The sequence below is a fragment of the Deinococcus misasensis DSM 22328 genome, from assembly GCF_000745915.1.
Classification (GTDB): domain Bacteria; phylum Deinococcota; class Deinococci; order Deinococcales; family Deinococcaceae; genus Deinococcus_C; species Deinococcus_C misasensis.
Map to the genome: position 1 here is coordinate 15176 of NZ_JQKG01000033.1, position 21974 is coordinate 37149.

General features: G+C 55.5%; 25 protein-coding genes. 9 read left to right on the forward strand and 16 right to left on the reverse strand.

Going from position 1 to position 21974, the window contains the following annotated elements:
- Position 1 precedes the first annotated feature (1 nt).
- Complete coding sequence (locus Q371_RS17140; RefSeq protein WP_034342557.1) at positions 2–1282, forward strand: sensor histidine kinase; 1281 nt, start codon at positions 2–4, stop codon at positions 1280–1282.
- On the opposite strand, the gene rsfS is transcribed toward Q371_RS17140, so the two are convergent.
- The 7 genes from rsfS to rplU form a co-directional block, all read right to left on the reverse strand.
- Positions 1209–1544, reverse strand: a complete 336-nt coding sequence (gene rsfS / locus Q371_RS26530; RefSeq protein WP_084571500.1) for a ribosome silencing factor — start codon at positions 1542–1544, stop codon at positions 1209–1211. The two genes, Q371_RS17140 and rsfS, sit on opposite strands and share 74 nt — an antisense overlap.
- 74 nt (positions 1545–1618) lie before the next feature.
- Positions 1619–2881 carry an LCP family protein gene (locus Q371_RS17150; RefSeq protein ID WP_034342561.1) on the reverse strand — a complete coding sequence of 421 codons (1263 nt, stop codon included), beginning with the start codon at positions 2879–2881 and terminating at the stop codon, positions 1619–1621.
- A gap of 55 nt (positions 2882–2936) precedes the next feature.
- Complete coding sequence (gene yqeK / locus Q371_RS17155) at positions 2937–3488, reverse strand: bis(5'-nucleosyl)-tetraphosphatase (symmetrical) YqeK (RefSeq protein WP_034342563.1); 552 nt, start codon at positions 3486–3488, stop codon at positions 2937–2939.
- 166 nt (positions 3489–3654) lie between these two features.
- Entirely contained in the window at positions 3655–4968 is a 1314-nt protein-coding gene (obgE, locus tag Q371_RS17160) for a GTPase ObgE (RefSeq protein WP_034342566.1), read from the reverse strand.
- 3 nt (positions 4969–4971) lie between these two features.
- On the reverse strand, positions 4972–6060 hold the full coding sequence (locus tag Q371_RS17165) for a VPS10 domain-containing protein (protein WP_034342568.1): 1089 nt from the start codon (positions 6058–6060) through the stop codon (positions 4972–4974).
- Between the two features lie 84 nt (positions 6061–6144).
- Positions 6145–6414: a 50S ribosomal protein L27 gene (gene rpmA, locus Q371_RS17170; protein WP_034342570.1), complete on the reverse strand. Its 270-nt coding sequence runs from the start codon at positions 6412–6414 to the stop codon at positions 6145–6147.
- A gap of 13 nt (positions 6415–6427) precedes the next feature.
- Entirely contained in the window at positions 6428–6727 is a 300-nt protein-coding gene (rplU, locus tag Q371_RS26535; RefSeq protein ID WP_084571502.1) for a 50S ribosomal protein L21, read from the reverse strand.
- 135 nt (positions 6728–6862) lie between these two features.
- Between rplU and Q371_RS17180 the strand changes: the two genes are divergently transcribed.
- Both Q371_RS17180 and Q371_RS17185 read left to right on the forward strand, forming a co-directional pair.
- Complete coding sequence (locus Q371_RS17180) at positions 6863–7585, forward strand: hypothetical protein (protein ID WP_157442777.1); 723 nt, start codon at positions 6863–6865, stop codon at positions 7583–7585.
- A complete protein-coding gene (locus Q371_RS17185; RefSeq protein ID WP_034342576.1) occupies positions 7582–8340 on the forward strand; it encodes a hypothetical protein in 759 nt (252 codons plus the stop codon). The genes Q371_RS17180 and Q371_RS17185 overlap by 4 nt, the downstream gene beginning before the upstream one ends.
- Before the next feature lie 2 nt (positions 8341–8342).
- On the opposite strand, the gene xseB is transcribed toward Q371_RS17185, so the two are convergent.
- Together xseB and xseA are read right to left on the reverse strand one after the other, a co-directional pair.
- On the reverse strand, positions 8343–8525 hold the full coding sequence (xseB, locus tag Q371_RS17190; protein ID WP_034342578.1) for an exodeoxyribonuclease VII small subunit: 183 nt from the start codon (positions 8523–8525) through the stop codon (positions 8343–8345).
- Positions 8515–9678 carry an exodeoxyribonuclease VII large subunit gene (gene xseA / locus Q371_RS17195; RefSeq protein WP_034342580.1) on the reverse strand — a complete coding sequence of 388 codons (1164 nt, stop codon included), beginning with the start codon at positions 9676–9678 and terminating at the stop codon, positions 8515–8517. Before xseA ends, xseB begins: the two co-directional genes overlap by 11 nt.
- 166 nt (positions 9679–9844) lie before the next feature.
- On the opposite strand from xseA, the gene Q371_RS17200 reads away from it, so the two are divergent.
- Positions 9845–10246 carry a Fur family transcriptional regulator gene (locus Q371_RS17200; RefSeq protein ID WP_034342582.1) on the forward strand — a complete coding sequence of 134 codons (402 nt, stop codon included), beginning with the start codon at positions 9845–9847 and terminating at the stop codon, positions 10244–10246.
- Positions 10247–10249: 3 nt separating this feature from the next.
- Here Q371_RS17200 and Q371_RS17205 read toward each other — a convergent pair whose 3' ends face one another.
- The 5 genes from Q371_RS17205 to Q371_RS17225 form a co-directional block, all read right to left on the reverse strand.
- A complete protein-coding gene (locus Q371_RS17205) occupies positions 10250–11215 on the reverse strand; it encodes a bifunctional transcriptional activator/DNA repair enzyme AdaA (RefSeq protein WP_051964683.1) in 966 nt (321 codons plus the stop codon).
- A gap of 62 nt (positions 11216–11277) precedes the next feature.
- Positions 11278–12561, reverse strand: a complete 1284-nt coding sequence (locus Q371_RS25915) for a HAMP domain-containing sensor histidine kinase (protein ID WP_051964685.1) — start codon at positions 12559–12561, stop codon at positions 11278–11280.
- A gap of 90 nt (positions 12562–12651) precedes the next feature.
- A complete protein-coding gene (locus Q371_RS17215) occupies positions 12652–13320 on the reverse strand; it encodes a response regulator transcription factor (RefSeq protein WP_034342585.1) in 669 nt (222 codons plus the stop codon).
- A 41-nt stretch (positions 13321–13361) separates the two neighbouring features.
- Positions 13362–13703 (reverse strand): hypothetical protein, encoded by a 342-nt coding sequence (locus tag Q371_RS17220; protein WP_157442778.1) that lies wholly within the window; start codon positions 13701–13703, stop codon positions 13362–13364.
- A 78-nt stretch (positions 13704–13781) separates the two neighbouring features.
- Complete coding sequence (locus Q371_RS17225) at positions 13782–14825, reverse strand: AfsR/SARP family transcriptional regulator (RefSeq protein WP_034342589.1); 1044 nt, start codon at positions 14823–14825, stop codon at positions 13782–13784.
- A 255-nt stretch (positions 14826–15080) separates the two neighbouring features.
- Between Q371_RS17225 and rpsF the strand changes: the two genes are divergently transcribed.
- The 4 genes from rpsF to rplI all read left to right on the forward strand — a co-directional run bounded on the left by rpsF (position 15081) and on the right by rplI (position 17214).
- Positions 15081–15389, forward strand: coding sequence for a 30S ribosomal protein S6 (rpsF, locus tag Q371_RS17230; protein WP_034342591.1), 309 nt, complete (start codon positions 15081–15083; stop codon positions 15387–15389).
- A 163-nt stretch (positions 15390–15552) separates the two neighbouring features.
- Positions 15553–16404 (forward strand): single-stranded DNA-binding protein, encoded by an 852-nt coding sequence (locus Q371_RS17235; protein WP_245618365.1) that lies wholly within the window; start codon positions 15553–15555, stop codon positions 16402–16404.
- Positions 16405–16504: 100 nt separating this feature from the next.
- Positions 16505–16765, forward strand: a complete 261-nt coding sequence (gene rpsR, locus Q371_RS17240; protein WP_034342595.1) for a 30S ribosomal protein S18 — start codon at positions 16505–16507, stop codon at positions 16763–16765.
- Positions 16762–17214: a 50S ribosomal protein L9 gene (gene rplI / locus Q371_RS17245; protein ID WP_034342596.1), complete on the forward strand. Its 453-nt coding sequence runs from the start codon at positions 16762–16764 to the stop codon at positions 17212–17214. The genes rpsR and rplI overlap by 4 nt, the downstream gene beginning before the upstream one ends.
- Positions 17215–17327: 113 nt before the next feature.
- Here rplI and Q371_RS17250 read toward each other — a convergent pair whose 3' ends face one another.
- Entirely contained in the window at positions 17328–18215 is an 888-nt protein-coding gene (locus Q371_RS17250) for a hypothetical protein (protein ID WP_157442779.1), read from the reverse strand.
- A 149-nt stretch (positions 18216–18364) separates the two neighbouring features.
- On the opposite strand from Q371_RS17250, the gene Q371_RS17255 reads away from it, so the two are divergent.
- Complete coding sequence (locus Q371_RS17255) at positions 18365–19096, forward strand: metallophosphoesterase family protein (protein WP_034342601.1); 732 nt, start codon at positions 18365–18367, stop codon at positions 19094–19096.
- A gap of 176 nt (positions 19097–19272) precedes the next feature.
- On the opposite strand, the gene Q371_RS17260 is transcribed toward Q371_RS17255, so the two are convergent.
- The gene (locus tag Q371_RS17260; protein WP_034342603.1) at positions 19273–21903 is read right to left on the reverse strand and encodes a G8 domain-containing protein; all 2631 of its coding nucleotides are present in this window, start codon (positions 21901–21903) and stop codon (positions 19273–19275) included.
- Positions 21904–21974: the final 71 nt, after the last annotated feature.

Genomic DNA, 21974 nt, shown 5'->3' on the forward strand with positions numbered 1-21974 from the left:
CATGTTGCGTTACAGGTTTGCCCCTCTGATTGCCGCAATTCTGGTGGCTGGCCTGTCGTTTGTGCTGTTCACTCTGGCGTTTTTGCCCTCTTATGAGGCCCTGACCCGCCAGAACCTGATCTGGAGCAACCACCACTATTACCAGCTCAACCAGCGCATCGCCTGCATCCTGATGCAGGTGGCAGACCACCAGATTTGCAGTGCCAACTATGAAGAGAACGTGGCCCTGCTCAATGAAACCTTCCAGAACCCCACCCTACAATTTCCACAAATTCAGGATGTGGAAAAGTTCGGAGATGCCCGACTCGGGAGCATTCTGGACACTTTGAAAGAGGCACTCAAGTCCAATCCTGCCAACCTTCAGTTGCTGGAAAAAGCCTACAGGGAGTCCATGCAGCTTTCCATGCAATCCCGAGATTTGATTCAGGAAAACCGCCTGAGCGTCTTGTACGCCCTGCGCACCCAGCAGTTCTGGCTGCGCATCCTGATTTCCATCACCTTTGGTTTGCTGGCTGCCATGATGACCCGCATCTGGGTGAATTACACATCAGAAAAAGCCAAAGTGGAGGCCCAGAAACAGCTCCAGATGGAACTGAACGCCATCACCTCCCATGAGCTTCGCAAGCCTTTGCAGCAACTGGTGCTGGCCACCAACCTGCTGAGCCGGGACTCCCTGACCGCCGACCAGAGGCGCACCCTGCTGGAACGTCTGGTCAACAGCACCCAGGAATTGACCGTGCTCACCGACCTCAGCCGACTGGAAGACGTGTACGTCAACCTCGAACTGAAATGGGAGCGCATCGACATCCGCGAACTGGTCCGTGAATTTGCACAGGAAGAACCCCGTGTGCAGTGCATCCTGCCCCTCACCCCGGTCATGCTGGATGTGGATGTGGTGCGCATCAAACAGGTGATCCGCAACCTCGTGGACAACGGCCTGAAATATGCTCCGGCCCACACCAACGTGGACATCGGGGTGTACGCCATTGGCAAAGAAGTGACGGTCAGCGTGCGCGATTATGGCCCCGGCATCCCCGAGGAAGAACAGAAAAAAGTGATGGAGCCTTTCTACCGCTTAAAACGCAATGGCGGCAAGAAAGGCTGGGGTCTGGGTCTGGCAGTGGTCAAGCGTTTTGTGGAAGCCCACGGGGGCCATTTGAAAATGTCCACCCCCGATGGAGGTGGAACACAAGTGGACGTGGTTTTGCCTAAATCGCAACGTTCCGGGCATCCGACCAGAGACCCTCAAGGTCATAATAATCACGAGCCTCTTTCGTCATGACGTGCACAATCACCGTGCCGAAGTTGATGAGCACCCAGCGGTCACTCGGGCCTTCGATGCCCACCGCGTGCACCCCATTTTCTTTGGTGGCTTCACGGATGGCATTTTGCACAGCGTTGATTTGCAGACCAGCACTGGCCGTGCAGATGATGAAGTAATCAAGGGTGGAGCTCACGTCGTGCAGATCCAGGACCACCACATCCTCGGCGCGTTTGTCGCGGGCAGCGTTGACAATCAGTTGAATCAGGGTTTGATCTTGCATGGTTCTCCTTGAAGGGGTTCAATCGGGTCAAGTTCAGCTTCACCCGGGTTCAGGTTTCCTGTCAGCAGGAAATTTTACTGACTGGAAGGGGTTTCAGGAAGGGCAGCCAGAGCTGCGTATTTGGTGTTGGCATCCTGTCCGAGGAACACCACCACTTCGCCGTACTCCACAGGCAGGCGCAGGGTCTGGATTCTCGGAAGGTCGAGGCGGGTGGACACGGCTTCAGCATCGTTCACCAGATTGCGGGTCACCACCGAACTCTGCTCGGAACTGGCGGTCTGGACCTCCACACGGGAAATCTTGTAACCCTGCTGGGTCATGTAACGGGAGAGCTTCTGACCCAACTGGGTGCCCGTCCCATCCACGATGCGGACCGGACCCTCTGGCAGGGTCTGGCTGTTCACCAGAGTGGTGGGGGCACGCAAAGCGTCCAGAGCTGCACGGTCCACCGCCAGATTGCTGGAACCTTGAATTTCAAGGGTGGGCAAGGTGGCCATTTGCAAACGGTAGCTTTTCAGGAAAGGCACCATGGCATCCAGCAAACTCGGGTCGGCATTGGTGATCACCCCGTTGTTGAACTGGGTCAGGATGCCCGGCAACGCCGCCAGACCTTGGGTGCTGCGCAGTTTGTCCAGCAGCTGAGCAATGGCGAGTTTCTGGCGGTCAATGCGGCCATAATCGTCCCCCCAGCCGGGGGCTTTGCGCATCCGCAAGAACGCCACCGCATCTTTGCCATTCAGATGATGGGGGCCAGCGGTCAGTTTCAGGCGCAGATCGGCAGCCCGGTCTTCGAAATTCACATCTGCCGGAGCCACCACATCCAGACCCCCCAGAGCATCAATCACTTCTGCGACAAAGTCCAGACGGACCAGAGCATGGTAATCAATGCGCTCACCAATCAGGGTTTCCACGTCGCTGACGAACAGGTCGGTGCCTCCAATTTTGAAGGAGGAGTTGATCTTGCGAAACGTCCCCTCGGCCTGGGTGTCTCTGGGAATGTTGAGGATCTGCACATCCGTTTTGTTGAAACGGGCCAGCATGATGGTGTCGGTGTGCATCCCATCGAGCACCTTGTTGGGATCGGTGGCTTCTTCAGGGGTGCATTTGCGGGCAGGAGCAGTGGGGGTGGCCCACGCACAATACGAGGCTTCCAGACCGGCCAGCAGCACCGTGAAACTCGGTGCTTCTCCACTGGCGGTCACCAGACTGGCCCGTTTTCCGGTGATGCCCTGTGCACTCATCAGGGCAAATCCCAGCAAGCCGCTGGCGGCCAGCATCAGGCTGGTGAGTTGAACGGTGCGCCAGACGCGCCTTTGATTGCTGGTCTTCCGTGTCATGCGTGGTCCTTTGGGCTTTGGTCCTCTGTGCCGTGGTGCTTTCTGCAAGAGTGTTTCACAGGTTCATGGCCTCATACACCTGCATGGTGCGTGGATGCACATGAATGCCCCGCCCTTGCAGGTAACGCACTTTGCTGCCGATGGCCAGATCCAGAGCCCCTTTCAGGTCATGGAACGCCATCTCGCGGATGTGGTGGTTCACGTTTCGTCCGGGCTCACTCACATCTGCGATGTACACCACAGCACTGATGGGCCGCTCTGGATGGGGTCCAGTGGTGTGTTCTTCCACAGCGTACAGCACGTCCTGATTGGCATATCCCCAATACTCCAGCAACGCCCGACCTGCCCGACCATGCAGCGCCAGAGGGTGCTGCTCATCGATGGGGCACTCTGGTGGGGCCAGTTTGAGGAGGTCGGTGCTGCTCACATCCCGGGCAATGTCGTGCAGCAAACCCGCTTCATAAGCCAGATCGGCATTCAGACCATTGGCCTGTGCAATCTGTGAAGCCAGTTCAGCCACCCGCAACACATGTTCAAACCGGCGGGGTTTCACCATCAGTTGTATGCGTCTTGCCCAGAAATCGAGGTGTGGGGGGATTGTCATCATGCCACGCTCAGCTGTTTCATTATAAGAGTTTGGGTGGAAAAACCTAGTGGGGAGCGGTTCAGAAGAGAACAGAGGCTAGACGTGCCTTGTGGCAGAGCGCAGATGTAGGGGCGAGGCAGGCCTCGCCCTACATTGCTGATGCCACAGCTTTCTTCTGCCTTCTGCTTCAGTTGTCATCCTCAAAGTACTCAAACTTCATGATGCCAATTTCCACTGTGTCGCCCTGTTTGGCCCCTGCACGCTTGAGGGCATTGAACAGCCCTTCGCGCTTGAAGTAGGCCTGCAAGTATTCGGCAGCATCGTCAAGGTAACGGGCAAAACGGCCCAACCTTTCTGCGAAGCCACCTCCGACCACTTCCCAGACGACTTCGATTTCCTGTTCGTAACCATCTTCAGAGGGGTAAATTTCTTCGTGGCGCACGATCCGCAGGGGCTCGATGCGAACCACTTCAGGTTCCTCTTCCAGAGCGTGGGTTTCACGCCAGAGTTCACGGGAGGGCAGCAATTCAAAGAGGGTTTCTTTGAGTTCGTCCAAGCCCAGTTCTTCCAGAGCGCTGATCCGCAAAATGGGCAGTCCGAATTCCTGCAGTTCCTCTTCGATCATTTCCTGCACATCATCTTCGATGAGGTCGATTTTGTTGAGCACGATGCAGGCAGCAGCGTCCAGCAAACTCGGGTCGTAGCTGCGCAGTTCTTCTTGCAGGCTTCTCAGGTTGCCGACAGGGTCCTGATCGCCGGCCAGCACATACACCAGCAAACGGGTCCGGCTGATGTGACGCAGGAATTCCAGTCCCAGACCTTTCCCTTCAGAGGCCCCTTCGATGATGCCGGGGATGTCTGCCAGAGTGAACCGCTGGTCTTGCTGGTCTTCGCGGGTCACCACACCCAGAATGGGGCTCAGGGTGGTGAAGGGGTAATCGGCAATCTCGGGGTTGGCTCTGGAAAGTCTGGAGAGCAAACTGGATTTCCCGGCGTTGGGGTAACCCACCAGTCCCACATCGGCAATGAGGCGCAATTCCAGACGGATTTTGCGGTTCTCGCCTTTGGTGCCCAGCTCTGCAAACCTCGGGGCCTGACGGGTGGGGGTCACGAACACGCTGTTGCCCCGTCCGCCCGAGCCGCCTTTGGCGACCCTTTTGACCTGTCCGACTTCCGTGAGGTCTGCGATGACCCGGCCCGATTCCACATCAAAAGCGGTGGTGCCCACGGGCACATCAATCACAAGGTCTTCGCCGTCTTTGCCGTTGCGCAAACGGCCTTCACCGTACCAGCCGTTGCTGGCTTTGTACTTGCGTTTGCCAATCAGGGTGTCCAGACTGCTGACGTTGTTCACGGCCCTCAGGAAAACACTGCCACCTTTGCCCCCGTGGCCACCATCTGGTCCACCTTTGGGCATGTATTTGGCCCGGTGGAAACTCATGGATCCATCGCCACCGTTGCCTGCAATCACTTCAATTTCGAGCACATCTCGAAAAGCCACACTTCACCTCTTGATTTCCTGCCATGACTCTCCGCCATTCAAAGTGATCCACAGGGACGTGTCCAGGAGAGCCAGACCGCTGTTGGGGTCTGCAAAGGAGATCTGTTTCAGATCTTCCGTGTTTTCAAAGGGCACTTTGAGTTCGTGCCAGGTCTGTCCTGCGGTGGTGCTTTTGTAGAGCTTCCCTCCCACCCAGGAGAATGCATTTTTGGCGTCCGTGTAGAGCACCTGTATCAGTTGCGGTTTGGCCTTCGGGTTGAGTTTCTCGCCGCGGACCCAGCTTTTTCCTGCATCCTGAGAGAGAAACGTCACCAGATAACTGGCCTGTTGTGGGGTGCTGAAGATGCCTGCAAGAAGCACCACATCCCCTTTAGCATACGGGATTTCGAATCGGGCAAAGCTTTTGCGCTCGGTGGCATTCAAGGGAAGGGCCGAACTGCCCGCCACAAAAGTCTTCCCCGCGTTGGTGCTGCGGAAAAAATAAGGCTTTTCGATGGCCGCATAAGCCCCGGTGACCAGAGCCATCCGATCGTTCAAAACCACCGCATCGGTGAAGCAGCACACGTCTGGCAGGTTGCCGTTTTTGAACTCGGGGAGCTGAAAATACCCGGCTTTGCTGCTGTTCACCTTCTGCCAGCTGATGCCCCCATTGCTGGTCTTCAGCAGGGTGAAACCCTGATGTCCTGCACCTGCATCCAGAAAAACCGCAGCCATGCCATTTTGGGAATCGCGGAACTTGATCCATGCCCCCTGCCCTTTGTCAGACAACACCAGTTCGGTCCAGTTCTGGCCGGCATCCTGGGTCAGGGCGAGCACCACTTTGGATCCCCTCTGGGCCGTCACCCATGCCCGTTTTTCGTCCAGAGCGAAACCTTGCATGTTTTGCACGGGCTCTGCAAACTGGGGGGTCACCATGTTCCAGCTCTGGCCTGCATCTCTGGACAGGTAGATGCCTCCTCCAGAGAAACCCCAGATCTGCTCTGGTGTGACCATGTGCACCGTGTTGAATTCAGGTGCCGCCTGAGCTGGAAGGCTCAGGAGCAGGCCGGTCAGAAAACAACGGAAAGGGGTGTGAAAAACAGGTTTGGACATGGCTTGAGTCTCAGGCTTTTGAAGATGAGCCACATGACAAAAGTGAGGGCCAGTTTTGAGCTGGCCCTCACTGGACTTTAAAGATCAGTCTGCTGCTGCAACTTGGGGCAGAACGCTGATGAAGCGGCCCTTGGTGCCTTTGTCGGCGAAAGTCACAACGCCGTCTTGCAGAGCGAAGAGGGTGTGATCGCGACCCATGCCCACGCCGTTGCCAGCCTGGAACTTGGTGCCGCGTTGACGAACCAGGATGTTGCCAGCAAGCACCACTTCGCCGCCAAATTTCTTGACGCCGAGGTATTTGGGGTTGCTGTCACGACCGTTTTTAGAGGAACCTACACCTTTTTTGTGTGCCATGGCCTGTTACCTCTTAACCGAGCGCCGTGATTTTCAGCGTGGTGAACTGCTGACGGTGACCGTTACGGCGACGGTATTGAATGCCGCTCTTGTACTTGCGGACATAGATTTTTTTGCTGAGGCCGTGAGCGACCACTTCGGCCTTCACGACTTTACCCTGTACGCCTTCACCAAGAAGGGTATTTTCGCCTTGCAGGAGCAGAACAGGCAGTTCAACGGTAGCTCCGGCGTCTGCTTTCACGCGCTCAACGCGGATCACGTCGCCTTCACTGACGCGGTACTGCTTGCCGCCACTTTGGACAATTGCAAACATTTTTTGTGCCTCCCAGAACACCCCTTTTCAAAAAGGGGACTCAAGCCCCCATGTTAGCACAAGCGGCAATGCAAACTCAATACCCAGCCAGAGGCCCATCAGACCCTCAAAAGCTTGTGTTAGACTGATTCCAGCATGCTCCTGAGAACTCCTCTACCGCAGCGGTTGACTTTGATGGGGCTTTTCTGGGTGGTCTGGCTGGCTCTGGTGCTGGTCAGTCCAGAGATTCCTTATCGCCTGCTCCCGGTCGTTCTCAGTGACGCCCTTGGGGCGGCAGCCCTTGCCACGTTCTACCAGCAAGCACCCAAAGCCCTCAAAACCCCTTTTCTGGGCCTCGCCTGGGGTGTGGTGCTGGTGACCCTCGGAGACATCATGTTGTTTCCGGGAGAGCAGTATCTTCACCTCACCTCCATCCTGGATCCCATCAGCGATTATGTGTTCTTGCTGGCCACCCTGAGCATCATGCTGGGCAGTTTCAGTTTGCCTTACATCATGGAACAGCAAGGGCTTTATCCCAATGGACGCTTTGCTTTGTTGATTGGCATCGCAGCAGTCTGCAGTTCTGTGACCGTCTACCTGTACACCACGCAGATCAGCAAGATGAACTTTCTGGACATTTTGATTCACGGCATCATCATGCTGGTGTTTGTGCTTTACCTGCTGCAAAGCTTCCTGATCGGAGGGGGCCGCATTGGCAAACAGGTTCAGGTGATCAGCATTGCCCTGACCCTGATCAATGTGGGCCGAATCATTTCCATTGTGGGAGCCTGGTCCACTTTCACACACACCGTTTATGAACTGCTCTGGTTGCTTGGCATGAGCATCCTGATTTACTTTTCCCCAAGGAAAAGCCCATGAGCATCCCTGAAAGTTTGCGCGATCAGGTGATGTCTCAACTGCCCACCACAGAAACTTTGGGCACCGAAATGCAGGCCGAACAGGTGATTCAGGAGTTGCTCCCCCTGATCGAGGAAAATGTCCTGACCGCAGTGATCGCTTCAAAAAACCGGGAAGGGTTCTTGCTGTTCATTCGCGGTGAACTGGTGAGTGCACAGTGTGGCAACAAAGATGCGGTGAGTGCTCTGGAGTTGCTCTACACCCTGCCTGACTTTGCTTTCAGTGCTTATCAGTTGCCTTACGAGCATGCCAGAGCCATGCTCGCCCTGACCCATGGCATCCCCCGATCGGTGGTTCCCCAGAACTGGCAAGACCTGCACCTCAGCCTGTATCAGGAGGTGTTTACAGGGTGCTGCTTGCAAGAAAACGGGAAGGTCACGCGGGTCTGCTTGTGGGTGGATGGTGACGCCCTGCAACCCTTGCAGGAAACCGAAGGTGCCACCTATCAGGTTCTGGAGGTTCCGCATCCCTTGCCTCCCAACATCATGATGGCTTACCGCACCTACCACCAGCAAAAACGCAACGCCGAAATCCACAGTTTGTGGTTCAAACTGGAAATCATTTTGCGTGAATTTGTGGGCCGCGGAGCACCTGCCGCATTGCAGCACCTCAAAAACCTGCACAGAAACGAAATGCCCGAGGAGTTGCGCCAGAGCCTCAGGCAATGGATTCAGGACACCCTCGATGAGGATGCTCTGGCCATGTTTGATGCCTGACCCTATCCTGCTTGGTCTTCAAGGGCTTCCAGAGCTTCCTGAGCAGCATCCAGATGGGTTTTGCAGGCAGCATAAGCTTCGGTGGCTTCTTTGAGCAGGGCCACCAGTTCATCCAGTGGCAACTCCGGGTTTTCCATCTCTCTGGCGATGCGCCGTAGGGTCTGGTATTGGGTTTCATAGGTCATGGGTCACCTCAAGGTCTCCGTCTTGAAAACGGAGGGTGAAATGCTTGTGCTGTGCAGCCTGCTCGCGTGTGGAGAGCCGTTCTTTGCCATGAAACGGCAAGGCATAACCGCGCAGCAAGGTGCTTTGCGGATCGAGTTGCAGAATTTGCACCATCTGGCGTTCCAGGGTGTGCTTTTTCTCTTGGATTGCACTGGATGCCTGATCCAGCAGGTTCTGTTTCAGGACATCCAGACTTTGCCTGTGCTGTGAAAGGCGCTCTCTGGCAAACCGCAAAATGCTCTGGTGGTTTTCGAGGGCTTCCAGAGGGGCTTTGAGGGCTGATTCCAGCACCCACTGGGCCACTTTGGAAGGGGTGCCAAGGCTGAGGGCTGCCACTTCATCCAGCAAAGTCTGGTCTCGGGTGTGTCCGATGCCGGTGACCACGGGCAATGGAAATTCACAGAGGGTTCGGGTGAGGGTTTCATCGCTGAGCCAGTGCAGGTCGGTGACCGAACCCCCTCCGCGCATCAACACCAGCACCTGCCAGTCCCATTCTGAGCGCAAATGCAGGGCTTCTGTCAGGGTGCGGACCATGGAGGGAACCGCCTGTTTTCCCTGAAAAGTGGCCGTCAGGTACCGAAATTCACAGAGGCCCACCTGCTCGATGGCAGCAATTCCCTGTTGAAAGTCTCCCAGACTGGCGGCCTCCTCTGGCGTGACCACCAGCACTTTGGAGAGCACCTCTGGAAACCCCAGTCTGGATTGCAGGTCCCACACCCCGAGTTGCTGCAATTTCTGGCGGATGCGGTCCAACTTGATTTGCAACTGGCCCACTGTAAACGCTGGAGCGATGTCCAGAATGGTCAGGCTGAAACCGTACCTCGGGTGGAATTCCACGTTGGCTTTGAGCATCACTTCCAGTCCGGCCTGCAAGGGGTTTCCGGTGGCGGCTTTGAATTTGTTTTCGATGCGGTAACGGTCTCTGGCCCACAGGGAAGCCCGGCACTTGGCAACCTCCTCTGCGCCGTCCATCTCGATGAGTTCAAGGTACAGGTGCCTGCGGTCTGCCATGGACGCAATCTCGGCCTGCACCCACACAAAGCCCGAGAAGGTTTTTTGCACCATCAGGCTGGTATATTGCAGCAGTTCGGAGAGTTTCAGGGTGTCTTGCATTCAGTGAACAGTATACAGTTTTCAGTTTACAGTTAAAAACACCCCTTGGTTTATGCCTGAAGTGAAGCTTTGCACGGCTCAAGGCACCAGTCCCCTGTGAACTTTAAACTTCAATCGTGACCCAGCATTTTGCCCCCATCTCCATAACCATGTAAAATAAAACCGTATGGGAGTGGTTCGCTTCACCAAACAACGTCAGGCCATTCTGGATGTGGTTCAGGGCACCGACGTGCATCCAGACGCCTCATGGGTGTATGCACAGGTGAAACAGGTGCTGCCCAACATCAGTCTGGGCACCGTGTACCGCTCTCTGGAAGCCCTCGCAGACGATGGGTATCTGGTGAAAATCCACAGTGCTGGAGATGTCACCCGCTACGATGCCCGCAAAGAAGACCACCACCATGCCGTGTGCAAATGCTGCGGAAAAATCATGGATGTGTTTTCACCAAACGTCAGAGAGCTGAAAAAAGCTCTGGCCTCTTTGCCTGCAGGTTTCGAGCTTCAAGAGGTGCGTCTGGAGTTTCACGGGATCTGCCCCGAGTGCACCCGTCGGCGCACCCAGAGCTGAACTTCAAAACAAACCTCGGGTCTGGTGTTCCCAGCTCAGAATGTGTTCTTTGCGCTCTGGACCCCAGCGGTAGCCGCTGAGGGAACCGTCACTGCGCACCACCCGGTGGCAAGGCACAATCAGGGCCACACTGTTGCTGGCACAGGCCCGAGCAACGGCCCGAACCGCTCTGGGTGCTTCCAGCATTTCCGCCACCTGTGCATAAGAGCGGGTCTCTCCGTGGGGAATCCTCCGCAGGGCCTGCCAGACCTTCCACTGAAAATCCGTGCCCTGTACATCCAGTGGCACCTCCACCGTGCAGGTTTTTCCGCTCAAATAAGCCAGCACAGCTTCCTTGTGGGGAGCAATGCGACCTTCATCCTGCACCAGAGCAGCCCTGGGATACTCTTTCTGCAAGGCGTTGAGCAAAGCCTCTGGTTCACCAAACTGCAAGTTGCACACCCCGAGGTCCGTCACTGCCATCAACATGGCTCCAAAAGGGGTCTCAAAGGTTGCATGTGAGATGGTCATGTTTTTGCCTCCCTGCTGGTACACTCTGGGCTGCATTCCCAGAAAACCGTTGCTGCGCTCATAAAGGGCACGAAGTGAATCAAAGCCCGCATCATACAGGCTGGTGGTGATGTTTTTTCCCTGAGCAATGTGTGTCTTGAACATCTCCAGTTGCTGCAAACGGGCAAACGCTCTGGGGGTCATTCCGGTGTGCTTCTTGAATGCACGCACCACCTGATGCACAGACACTTTCAGTTGAAGAGCAAGATCTTGTGGGCTCAAACGGGGATCTTCCAGCAACAAGGCAGCCACCCGTTCTGTGACCCGCAAAGACGCTGGCATCGGCTGGAAACCTGCTGCCAGAGCTGCTTCTGCAGACTCAAAGAAGAGCATGTCGGTGGGATCGCGCAGCAAATGCCAGTCCTCTGGAAACGCGTACATCCCGAGGGACCGGATCGCCAGAATGTTTTCCCATGTCATGCTTCAAGGGTAACGGGTGACCGGGTCCAAAACCATCCGATTTTGGACAGTCACCTTTCAGGTCATTCTTCTTCCAGAGCAGGCAACTCCACACTGAAGGTGGCCCCTCCGCCGGGCGTGTCCAGCACTTGGATGTTCCCCTGATGCATCCGCACAATCTGGGCCACGATGGTCAGTCCCAGCCCACTGCTGCCCGAGTGTTTGCCCCGGTAAAACTTCTGGAAGATTTTTTCTTTTTCTTCGTCGGAAATGCCCGGACCACGGTCCACCACTTCCACCCTGAGCAGGTCTCCGGTTCGGGTGGCCTGAATGTGCACTTTCTCGATGTCCCCCGCCGCCCGAGCCGCATTGCTGACCAGGTTTCGCCACACCTGCATCAAACGCTCAGGGTCACCAATCATTTCCAGCAAACCAGAGGTTTGCACCTCCAGACCGGGAAAATCTCTGGAGACCTCTTGCAACTGTTCTTCCAACTCGATGAAGTGGGGGGTGTAAGACTGCTGGATTTCCCCTCTGGAGAGTTGCAGCAGGTCATTGACCAGACGGGTCATGCTTTCGGCCACCCGAGCGGCATCCCGAATGTATTGTTTTTGCTCCTCTGGCACTTCACGTTCTGCACGACGCAAATAGCCACTGATCGCGGTCAGTGGGGTGCGAAGCTCATGGCTGGCCTCGGCAAGCAGGATTTTCTGCTGGTGGATGGCTTCACCAAGGCGGTTCAGGGTCCGGTTGAGGGTCCCCACCAACAAACCCAGCTCATCGTCTGCCCCCTGATATTCGATGGGTTTGAGGTTGTTTTCGTTGATGGCCCGGGTCTGTCTTGACACATCCACCAGAGGGGCCAGTGCCGTGCGCGTCACCACGTACACTGCAGCGATGGAAATGATCAGCATGCCCAGCACCACTCCAGCCAGCACAGTGAGGGCGTCTCGGGCGACATTCTGCAGGTACGTGATGTCTTTGCGCACCGCCAAAAGCAAAGGGGCACCGGCAAATTCTGTGGGTTGCAAAACGATCACGTAATTGCGTCCAGCATAACTGCGTCGCAAGACAGATTCACTGGTCTGGTTGAGGTCTGAGAGGGTCAAGGCGGGCACATCACTGGGGTAAATGCGTTCGCCACTTTTCTGGTCGTACACATCCACTTCCAGACCTCCAGGCTGCCGACCAGAGAGGCCATTGCGGTACGCTTCATCGATCAAGGAAGCGTCCTGCTCCAACTGGGTGGCCTCTTGTTTTTGCAGTCCATAAAACATGGCAATGTACGCTGCACTGGTGCCCACCAGAATCACCAGCAAAGTGAGGGCACTGACCAGCAAAATGTTTCTTGCACGAATGCTCAGCATCAAATCCCACCGGTTCCACAAAAAGGCACCTGCAAAAGGCGCAGGTGCAAGAAATTGCTCTGGGTCATTTCAAAAGGGACATGCCATCGCTCAGGGGGTTTTCAGGGCGTAACCAATGCCACGCACCGTGCGGATCAGGCCGTAACCGTCCAGATCACGCAGTTTTGCACGCATGTTGGCCATGTGCACATCCACCACGTTGCTGTTGGAAGGGAGCTCTCCGTTCCAGACTTCACGCTCGATTTCCTCTCTGGAGTACACACGTCCGGGTTGGCGGGCCAAAAAAGCCAGCAGGTCAAACTCTTTGGGAGAGAGACGCACTTCCTGTCCAGCGTACTGGCACAGGCGCTTTTGAGGATGGATTTCCAGCTTGCCAATGGCAATCACTTCGCCTTGCTGCTGGTGCCTGAGTTGCACACGCACACGGGCGATCAGTTCATCGGCGTGGAAAGGTTTGGTGAGGTAATCGTCTGCACCCGCTTCCAGCAAATTGACTTTGCGGTCCACCGCGTCCAGAGCGGTCAGGATGATGATGGGCACACTGCTGGTTTTTCTCAGGCGACGGGCAATTTCTGCTCCGTCAAAGTCAGGAAGTCCAAGGTCCAGAATCACCAGATCGGGGTTTTGCTCACGGGCCATGGTCAGACCGCTGACCCCATCGGGAGCAGCCAGAACCTGGTATCCAGAACGCTCCAATTCGTAGGTGACGATGTTGGTGATGTCAGGATTGTCCTCAATGATCAGGATGCGTTTTTCCATCTGCGCTTCTCCTTCAGGTCAGGGAATGGGTCAAGCTCAGGTCATTCAAATTTCAGGCGGATTTTGTAGTTCTCACTCAGTATTTTACGAAAACTTCCCCGTCCTGTGCCGAGGTCAAGCAAGATGTCCTTGCCATCGTTGGTGGTGATGCCTTCAAAACCCTTTTTGACCTGGCTCGGCAAAGGGGTCACGATCAGCATCCTGACCTCTGTGTTTGCAGGCAACATGCCTTTGTTGAGGGTTTTGAGGTTCAGGGTGAAATCCTGAATTTCTCCTCTGGCGATAGACGTGGCTCCCTCTTTGCTGGTGATCAAAATCTGGGTGCCGTCCGGAAGGGTGTTGAAACCCAGACCGACCAGGGTTGCGAGAGTGATGAAAACCATGCCTACCATACTGTCACCCATGCTATAGGCTGCTCACTTCAGATTGCACAGAAGCGCATGAACCTTTCTTAATCTTAATCAAAAATCGCTGGTGGCCCACCAGGGTTCGCGTTTGGCGGCTCTGGGGGCATGGGGGTCTCTGAGCAAGGTCAGGGTGCGGGCCAGACCTTCCCAGGCACTGTCCTGCAAAGGGTCCAGCTGAACGGTTTGCTGGTAAGCATTGGCGGCCAGACGGATCTGGGTTCCCTGCTCGTAGCCTTCAGCAAGGCTGAGCAGCAACCTGAGTTGGGTTTCCATCAGTTCAGCACGGCGGTCTGCACACCAGTCGGAGTCAAAATCCGGCAGAAAAGTGCCGTAAGTGTTGACCGCCTGCTGCAACAGCTCAAAGTTCTGGGCATTGGTCAGGGCTTTCTGGGCCAGTTGGGTGTAATTCCGCACATCGTATTCCAGAGACAGCTTGGGGTCGATGAAATACCTGCGGTTGTTGGTGGCAATCACCTCTGGATAGAGGGACTTTCTCAGGCGGTGCAAGGTGGTGTGGAACAGGCTGCTGGCGCGCTCTTCGTCCTTTTCAGGCCAGAGGGCTTCTGCAGCTTCCCAGCTGGACACCTGTCCTTTTTCCAGCAGGAAATAGAACAGCTCACAGGCTTTGCGAGAGGCCCAGGTGACCACTTCTTTCTGGTAAAGCACCACCGACTTGTTCAGGGCAAACACCTGCATCAGGACGCTGGGCTCTGGAGAGGCTTTGAATTCCTGCACCCGTCTGAGGCGCAGTTCGATGGCATCCAGAAGTTCCTGACGGTCAAAGGGCTTGGCGAGGTAATCGTCTGCCCCACTGCCCAGCCCGGCGCGGATGTGCTGGATTTCCGCATGGCTGGAGAGGAACACAAAGGGAACATGGGTGATTTTCATCTCTTCCCGCACCACTTGCAGGAAGGAAAGACCGTTCATGGAAGGCATGGCCAGATCTGAGACAATGATGTCTGGCACCTGATTTCTCAGGAGTTCGAGTGCTGCGAAAGCACTGCTGGCCGTCATCACTTCGTATCCGGCCCGCTCCAGGGTCATTTTAATGAGTTGCAGGATGGACGCTTCATCATCCACGACCAGGACTGTTGGCATGCTGTCAGTTTATCAAAATTCGTAACGATGCATGGCAAGCGTGTTTTTTGATACAGGATGAGGAGCAGAAGGCAAAAGGCAGAAAGCAGAAGGCAAAAAAGCAAAAGCTCAAGCGACCCATGCCCTTTTTCCCACAACACCACACCTCGAATTATGCTATAATCATAATCAACTGGCCCTTCAGAGACCCTTCCAAGCTGCCAGATTTTTGGTATACTTGTGTCTTGCGGTTTCCCGCATGAAAGGAGGTGCAACATGACCCAGTATGATCTGAACCTGATCCTCAACCCCAACCTGAGCAGTGAGCAAGTCCTCACCGAAAAGGAGTACGTGGAGACCACCGTGAAGAACGCCGGAGGCGAAATCGTCAAACTCGACGAGATCGGCAACCGTCGTCTGGCCTACTCCATCGAGAAGGACCGCGAAGGGTACTACCTGTACTACACCATCAACGCCGGAGGCAACCCCCTCACCAGCATTGGTGACGTTCTCCGCCTGCGTGACCACGTCCGCCGTGTGGTGCTCGTGAAGGACCGTCCCGAGTGGAAAACCAAAAAAGCGTAAATTTTTGACGCTTTCAGGGAATTCACCCGCAGTGCTTAAGCATTCAAAGTGCGTTCCCAACAGGGTTTTCCCGAATCCCGAAAGCTCGGGCTATGTGCAAAAGTAGAGAAGCAAACCCACTAGTAGTGCAAAAGTACGAAGGAGAACACAAATGGCTCGAGGAATGAATCACGTTTTTCTTGTTGGCGCTCTCGCCAGAGACCCCGAACTGCGTTACACCCCCAACGGAACCCCCGTTTGCGATCTGACCATTGCCGGTGAAGACCAGGTCCTCGGATCTGACCACCAAACCCGCAGCCTCCCCTGGTACCACCGGGTTGGACTGATGGGCAAGCCCGCCGAAAGCGCCGCCGAACAGTTCAAAGCTGGCAGTGCCGTGATCGTCGAAGGCAGCATGGAACAGCGCTCCTGGGAAGACCCCAACGGGCAAAAACGCAGCATGATCAGCATCAAAGCCCTTCGTGTCGACGGCCTCAGCCGTCCCGAGTCGGACCTGGTGCGTGACAGTGGTGGTGGTTTCCGCCTGCAAAATGCCCTCAACGAGGCTGTGCTGGTCGGCAACCTCGGGCGCAAGCCTGAACTCCGGTACACCCCCAGTGGGGACGCCGTGGTGGGTTTTTCCATCGCAGTCTCCGAATCCTGGAAGGGCAAAGACGGCAACTGGCAAGAAAGAACGCACTGGCTGGACATCAACGCATGGCGAGAACTCGCCGAACTGGTGGCCAACCTGGACAAAGGGGATTCGGTGCTCGTCCATGGTCGGATCAAAAATGAAACCTGGACCGACCGTGATGGACAAAAACGCAACTCTACAAAAGTAGAAGCGACTCGCGTCGAAGCTTTAACTCGAGGTCCGGCTCCATCTGGTGCAGTCGGAACCACCCAGCCCGCAGCTCAAAAAGCCTATGGGAATGCAGGCAACGCAGCGAAAGCTGCAGGGACCCAATCGAGAAGCTTGGATATTGATGAAGGCTTGGACAATTTTCCACCAGAGGAAGAAGACCTTCCCTTCTAAGAAGTCATCCGGTCAGGGTGGGCTCTGCCCAGCCTGACCCGAACAGAAAGAACCCTTCCTGTTCCCAGGCAGCCCACTGGATGGCCCATGAGGACCCAACATGACCGAGAAAAAACCCCGTCCAAAAGGACCCAAGCGTCCCCGCAAGCCAAAGGTTGATCCTTTTGCCATCGGTGAGCTGGAAATCACGGACTACAAAGATGTCAAGATGCTCCGCCGTTTCGTGAGCGACACCGGCAAAATCCTGCCCCGTCGCCGCACCGGCCTGAGCGCCAAAAACCAGCGCCGTCTGTCTGGCACCATCAAAATTGCCCGCCAACTGGCCCTGATCCCCTACACCGAGAAACTGGTGCGCAAATGAGCAGCGTCAAGGTCATTCTGCTGGAACCCCAGGCCAAACTGGGCAAAGCCGGTGAAGTGGTCAACGTCAAAGCTGGCTACGCTCGCAACTTCCTGGTGCCCCAAGGTCTCGCCCTGCCTGCCACCGCAAGCAACATGAAGACCTTGGAAGCCCGCATCAAGTCCAAAGAGAAGCAACTTGCTGCTCTGAAGGCTGAAGCCGAGAAGCTGGCCGAAGAACTCAAAGAGCTCTCCGTGACCCTGCACGTCAAAGCTGGAGAAGGCAAAATCTACGGCGCAGTCACCAACAGTGACGTGGCCGAAGCTGTCAACGCCCAGACCGGCAAAGCCCTGGACCGCCACAAGTTCGTGATGCCCAAAGCCATCAAAGAAACCGGCGAGTACGAAGTGAGCTACAAAGCCCACCACGACGTGTCCATCCCCGTCAAACTGGTCATCACCGCTCACTGAGCCTTGATGCTTCATTGATGTTCAAGAGACCCCGAGCATGCTCGGGGTCTTTGTTTTGTTGTGGTTTGTTGTGTTTTTCTGATGCTGATTTTCTGAAACAGGATGGACAGGGTTTACTGCCAGTTCAGGATCTGGTCCATGCTCATGTTCATGCTGGTTTTCACGGTCACAGGCAGTTCAGGCATGTTCATGATCAGGGTCATTTTCATGCTCTGGGTGGTTTTCTGGAACAGGGGCAGGCCGTCTTTGCGCAGGCGGGTTTCTCCAGAGACATTCACATTGGCCATGAACAGCTTCATGACGATGTTGCCCTGTGCATCCACCATGCGGATTTCATTGAGGCCCGATTTGCCACTGACCTGGAAGATGTACTCATCGTTGGCGCCCCGCTGGACATAGGTGAGGCTGCTGGTCATGGTGAAATTGCCAACCATTTTCAGGTCTGCGCCACCTGTGAACTGCTCAAACGGCAGGGTGACCGTCTGGTTGTACACTTCGCCAGGGGTCCAAGCTTTTTTGTACAGGGCCTGATTCTGAGGATCATTGAAGAGGTCTTTGAGCCCTGACATGGCCGATTCAAGGGCAGGATCACTGATCGGCTCGAATTCCATCTTGACATTGCCATCCGGGTAATAAATGCTGCGAACATTGAACTTGACTGGATTTTTGCCCTCTGGCATGGGAATGTCCATGGTGGTGCGCACGGGAACGCCACCATCGGCCTGGGTGGGCAGGACTTCCAGAGTGGCAGGAATGCTCTGGGACACGGTGGGGATGCTGCCCAGCGTGGCAAAGGATTTGCGGAAGTCTGCAAGGGCCTGTGAAGTCAAACGGACGTTGGGTTTGGGCTGCACATCCACGGTGGCGTTGGTGGTGCGGGTGGTGGTCTGCACCACACCAGAGAGTTGGGTTCCGGCGGGGGCCGTCATTTGAATGACGGTCTGGGCATGGGCCACATTCAACACACCAAGACCAAGGGTGATCATCAGCATTTTGTTCATGTTTCCGTTGTACTACAGGTGCCCAACAAAAACCAAACCTTTGTCTGTCGGGTTTCACACAAGTCATTGCAGAAACCTGATTTTGCACACAAGATTCGGCTTGGACTTCAAAATCCATCATGCGTGCAATTTAAGGTAAACTTGTACGCATGAAACTCGCCGTCATCGCAGATCTTCACGCCAACCTGACCGCAACTTTGGCGGTCCATGAGGACATCAAACGGCGGGGGATGAGCGAAATTTGGGTGCTGGGTGATCTGGTGGGCAAAGGCCCCCGGCCCAGAGAAGTCGTGGAGTGGGTGGCCGACACCGCCGATCGGGTCATCATGGGCAACTGGGATGCCCGTGTGGCCGGAGCCAGCCACCGCCCGCAAGACATCTGGCCCCGTTCTCAGCTTTCTCCCGGTCAGGTCAGCTATCTGGGCAACCTGCCTTTTGCCATCGAGGAAACCTTTGGGAACCTGCTCTGGCGTTTTGTGCATGCCAGTTCCAAAGGGGTTTTCCACCGGGTTTACCCCCATTCCAGCCTCCCCGAGCAGCGTGAAATGTTTTATCCGCAGCCCGAGAGAGAACTCACCGAGTTTGCAGATGCGGTGGTCTACGCCGATGTGCACGAGGCTCTGCTGGTGGATGTGGAAGGACGTCCCCTCATCAACACCGGATCGGTGGGCAACCCGCTGGACAGCGTGCTGGCCACTTACCTGACCTTGGAATTCGAGCGCTCGGGTTTCACCATGGGATTTGCCAGAGTGATTTACGATCGCGAGGCCGAAATTGCTTTTGCCGAAAACAGCGACATGCCTTTTGTGAAAGAGTACATTCAGGAAATCCGCACTGGACGCTACCAGAAACGCCGTCCACGCAATCTGGAAAGCACCTGAGGGTCCTCTGGAATCAAAAAAAGAGCAGAAGTGAAATTCACTTCTGCTCCGTTTTTTGTGGGCGAGGGGTAGTTGAAGCACGCCCAGATCCATCTTAGTCAGTGATTTTCATGTTCTGTGGTGCCGATGGTCACTTCTTTCTTCATCAGAAATTCAGAATTGGCTCAGTTTTCAGATCAGGCGCATTTTTTGGTTTTGCATACATGCACACTGACGTAACGGCCTTTCAGGGGATCGGTGATGGGCAAAACCACATGCACACCCGCATCGTCCTGATAGTAGGCTTTTCCTTTGTTCTCTCCCAAAATATCCAGCATGTTGCTGACTTTGAGCATACCTGCGCCAGAGTTCTCGTCAAACCACCACGTGCGGTACACAAAAACCGGTCCAGAGGCAGGAATGGTCAGTTTGACCCATGCCCCGGTGGTGCCCGGCACGGCAGCGATGTTCACAAAGCCGTTGTCGGTGGGCAAGGCATCCACAGTGGCCGCCACCAAAATCTTGGAAGGGATGTTCCTTGTGCCAGATTTGAGGGTGTAGCTGTAGAGGGGGGTGTTTCCTCCAGTGGTCGCCACCAAGCGTGTCTCAAAGCCGTCCTGAACTTTGCTGTTGCCGTTGGGAACCCCCCAGAGCTCTATGGCTTTGCCATCTGAGCGTTGCACTGTGTAGGCACTGCTGGTGTTGGCCACTTCAGTTCCGTCCAGAACATCAATGTTGAGGTTCATGTAGGTGTTGTCACAGGTGTAGGCATTCCACTCCGCTTTGAAACTGCACTTGTCTGAGGTCAAGAATGGGGTGCTGGCCGTCACATGCCGATTGGCTGTTCCGGTCACGCTGCCGTCCTGATCATAGAACACCGCCCCACGGTAACCATCATGGGGGTCTTCGTAATTGGAAAATTCAGGTGCAGGAGGGGTGTCCAGATACACCCGTTTGCTGTTCTCAAACTTCAAACCCGAGGCATAATTCTGGGCCGACAAATTGAAACTGGTGTGGCGCAGGTAACCCAGAGCAGCGGTGCGGTCTCCGGTGTAGTTCTTGAAGGTGGAGTTGCGGATCCCCACAGGTCCATCGTAGAACTGGAAGCCGGTGCGGGGTTCCAACTCTGGCACATCTCCAAGGGTGTTTTCGGTTTTGCCAATGAAGGTCCCTCCAGTCAGGTAAGCCCTGCTGGACGCAAAAATCGCCCCGATGTGGTTGTCGGTCAGGGTGGGGTTCAGCAGTTCCAGATAACCGCCACGAAACCAGACAGCCTGATCTGCGTGCTTGTACGCCAGAAAGTTCTGGAAACGGGCGGGCACAGGCAGGTTGGTCTTCTTGTCGATGTCAATGTTCTGGGAAGGGGTGGCTCTGGGTGCATAAAAACTGGTGCCCACCCCCATGCTGCTCAGGTTGGAGTGGTCTTTGCAGGTGTTTCTGGAAGCACTGTCCTGACAGAGGGTGCTGGTCAAACTGGTGTCCACAAACAGACCTTGCCAGTTGGAATGTGCAACGTTGCCATCAAAACCACCCAGAGCAGACCTTCTGGGGTAGATGCTGTCCATCCATGCCACATCCTGCGTACTCCGGCCAAAAGGCAGGGGTTTCTCTGGAAGGGCGTACCAGAAGCCCACGTGGGCTTCACTGGCCACATTTCCAGTCAGGGTGTTGCTGGGATGGGTGATCCAGTAGGCGGCTGGACGGTCATCGGTGGGAATCAGGCGGGCATTGTCCCTGAGGGCTTTGACCTGTGCCACCAGATTGTTTTTGAGGGTGTTGCCTGTCTCGGTGCCTTCTTCAAAGTAAACGCAGTGGCCGAGGCTGTTGTACATCACGTTGTTTTCCACATTCAGTTTGTTGGTGCCGTGAATGGTCAGGCAACGGTTGTAAGACCGCCAGATGCTGCTGTTCTTCACATAAGAACCCAGCCCTCCATCGGAAAGCTGGTGGAAGTGCACTGGATATCGCCCGAACACATTGCGTTGCCCCATGTCGCGGAACTCTGCCCCGTTGATGTGCACTTTGGAACCGGACATCGCCATCAGGTGGCCACCCATCTGCTTGTTGCCTGCCTCGGTGCCAGAGTCGAGGATGCTTTCATCGCTGCGCACCACCACATTGCGACTGAGGAGGCCCACTTCTGCCCTCTGGTTGACCCCAGAGGCATCTGTGCCCCAGTGCGCGTAACTGAGGGGCATGCTCAGGGTGAGGGTCTGTCCTTCGATCTTCTTGATCTGCCTGCGCTCGGTCTGGGATTTGGGGCTGTAAGGGTTGTAAAAGCTGCTGGAGGTGATGATGATTTCATCGCCCACTTTCCAGTTGATGGGGTCCTGCACGGTGATGGTGGTGCTTCCTGCGGTCACATTGCCATTCAGGCGGGTCCAGGTGCGGGTGGGCACGGCACCTTGCAATTCCAGTGTGCCTCCCATCACCCCGAGTACTTTGGCTCCCATGTTGTGGATGCTGTCCGACAGGTTGTTGCTGGTCAAAATGATTTCTGCGCTGCCCTGCACCGGTTCCTTTTCGGTGCCCACCTGCAAGGTGCCGTGCACCATCACATAATCGGTTTTGAGGGTCAGGCGGGCTTTGGGGTCAAAAGACAGGGTTCCATCCACTTCCAGACCCCTGAGGGATGGAGGGGACACATCCAGCACGATGGTCTTGTCTTTGGGAATGGTGACGGTGTCTCCCTGTGCTGGGACCTTGCCACCCCATGTTTTGGGATTGGACCAGAGCAGAGGCCCTTCAGGTTCTGGTGTTGTGGTGACGTTGGCACTGCTGCAAGCCATCAAAAACAGGGTGCAGGACAGAAAGATCGTTTTGCGCATTTGGTTTCATTGTACGGAAAAAGGCTTCAAAATGTAACAATTCTGACAGGAGGCATGAAGCATCCAGTCTG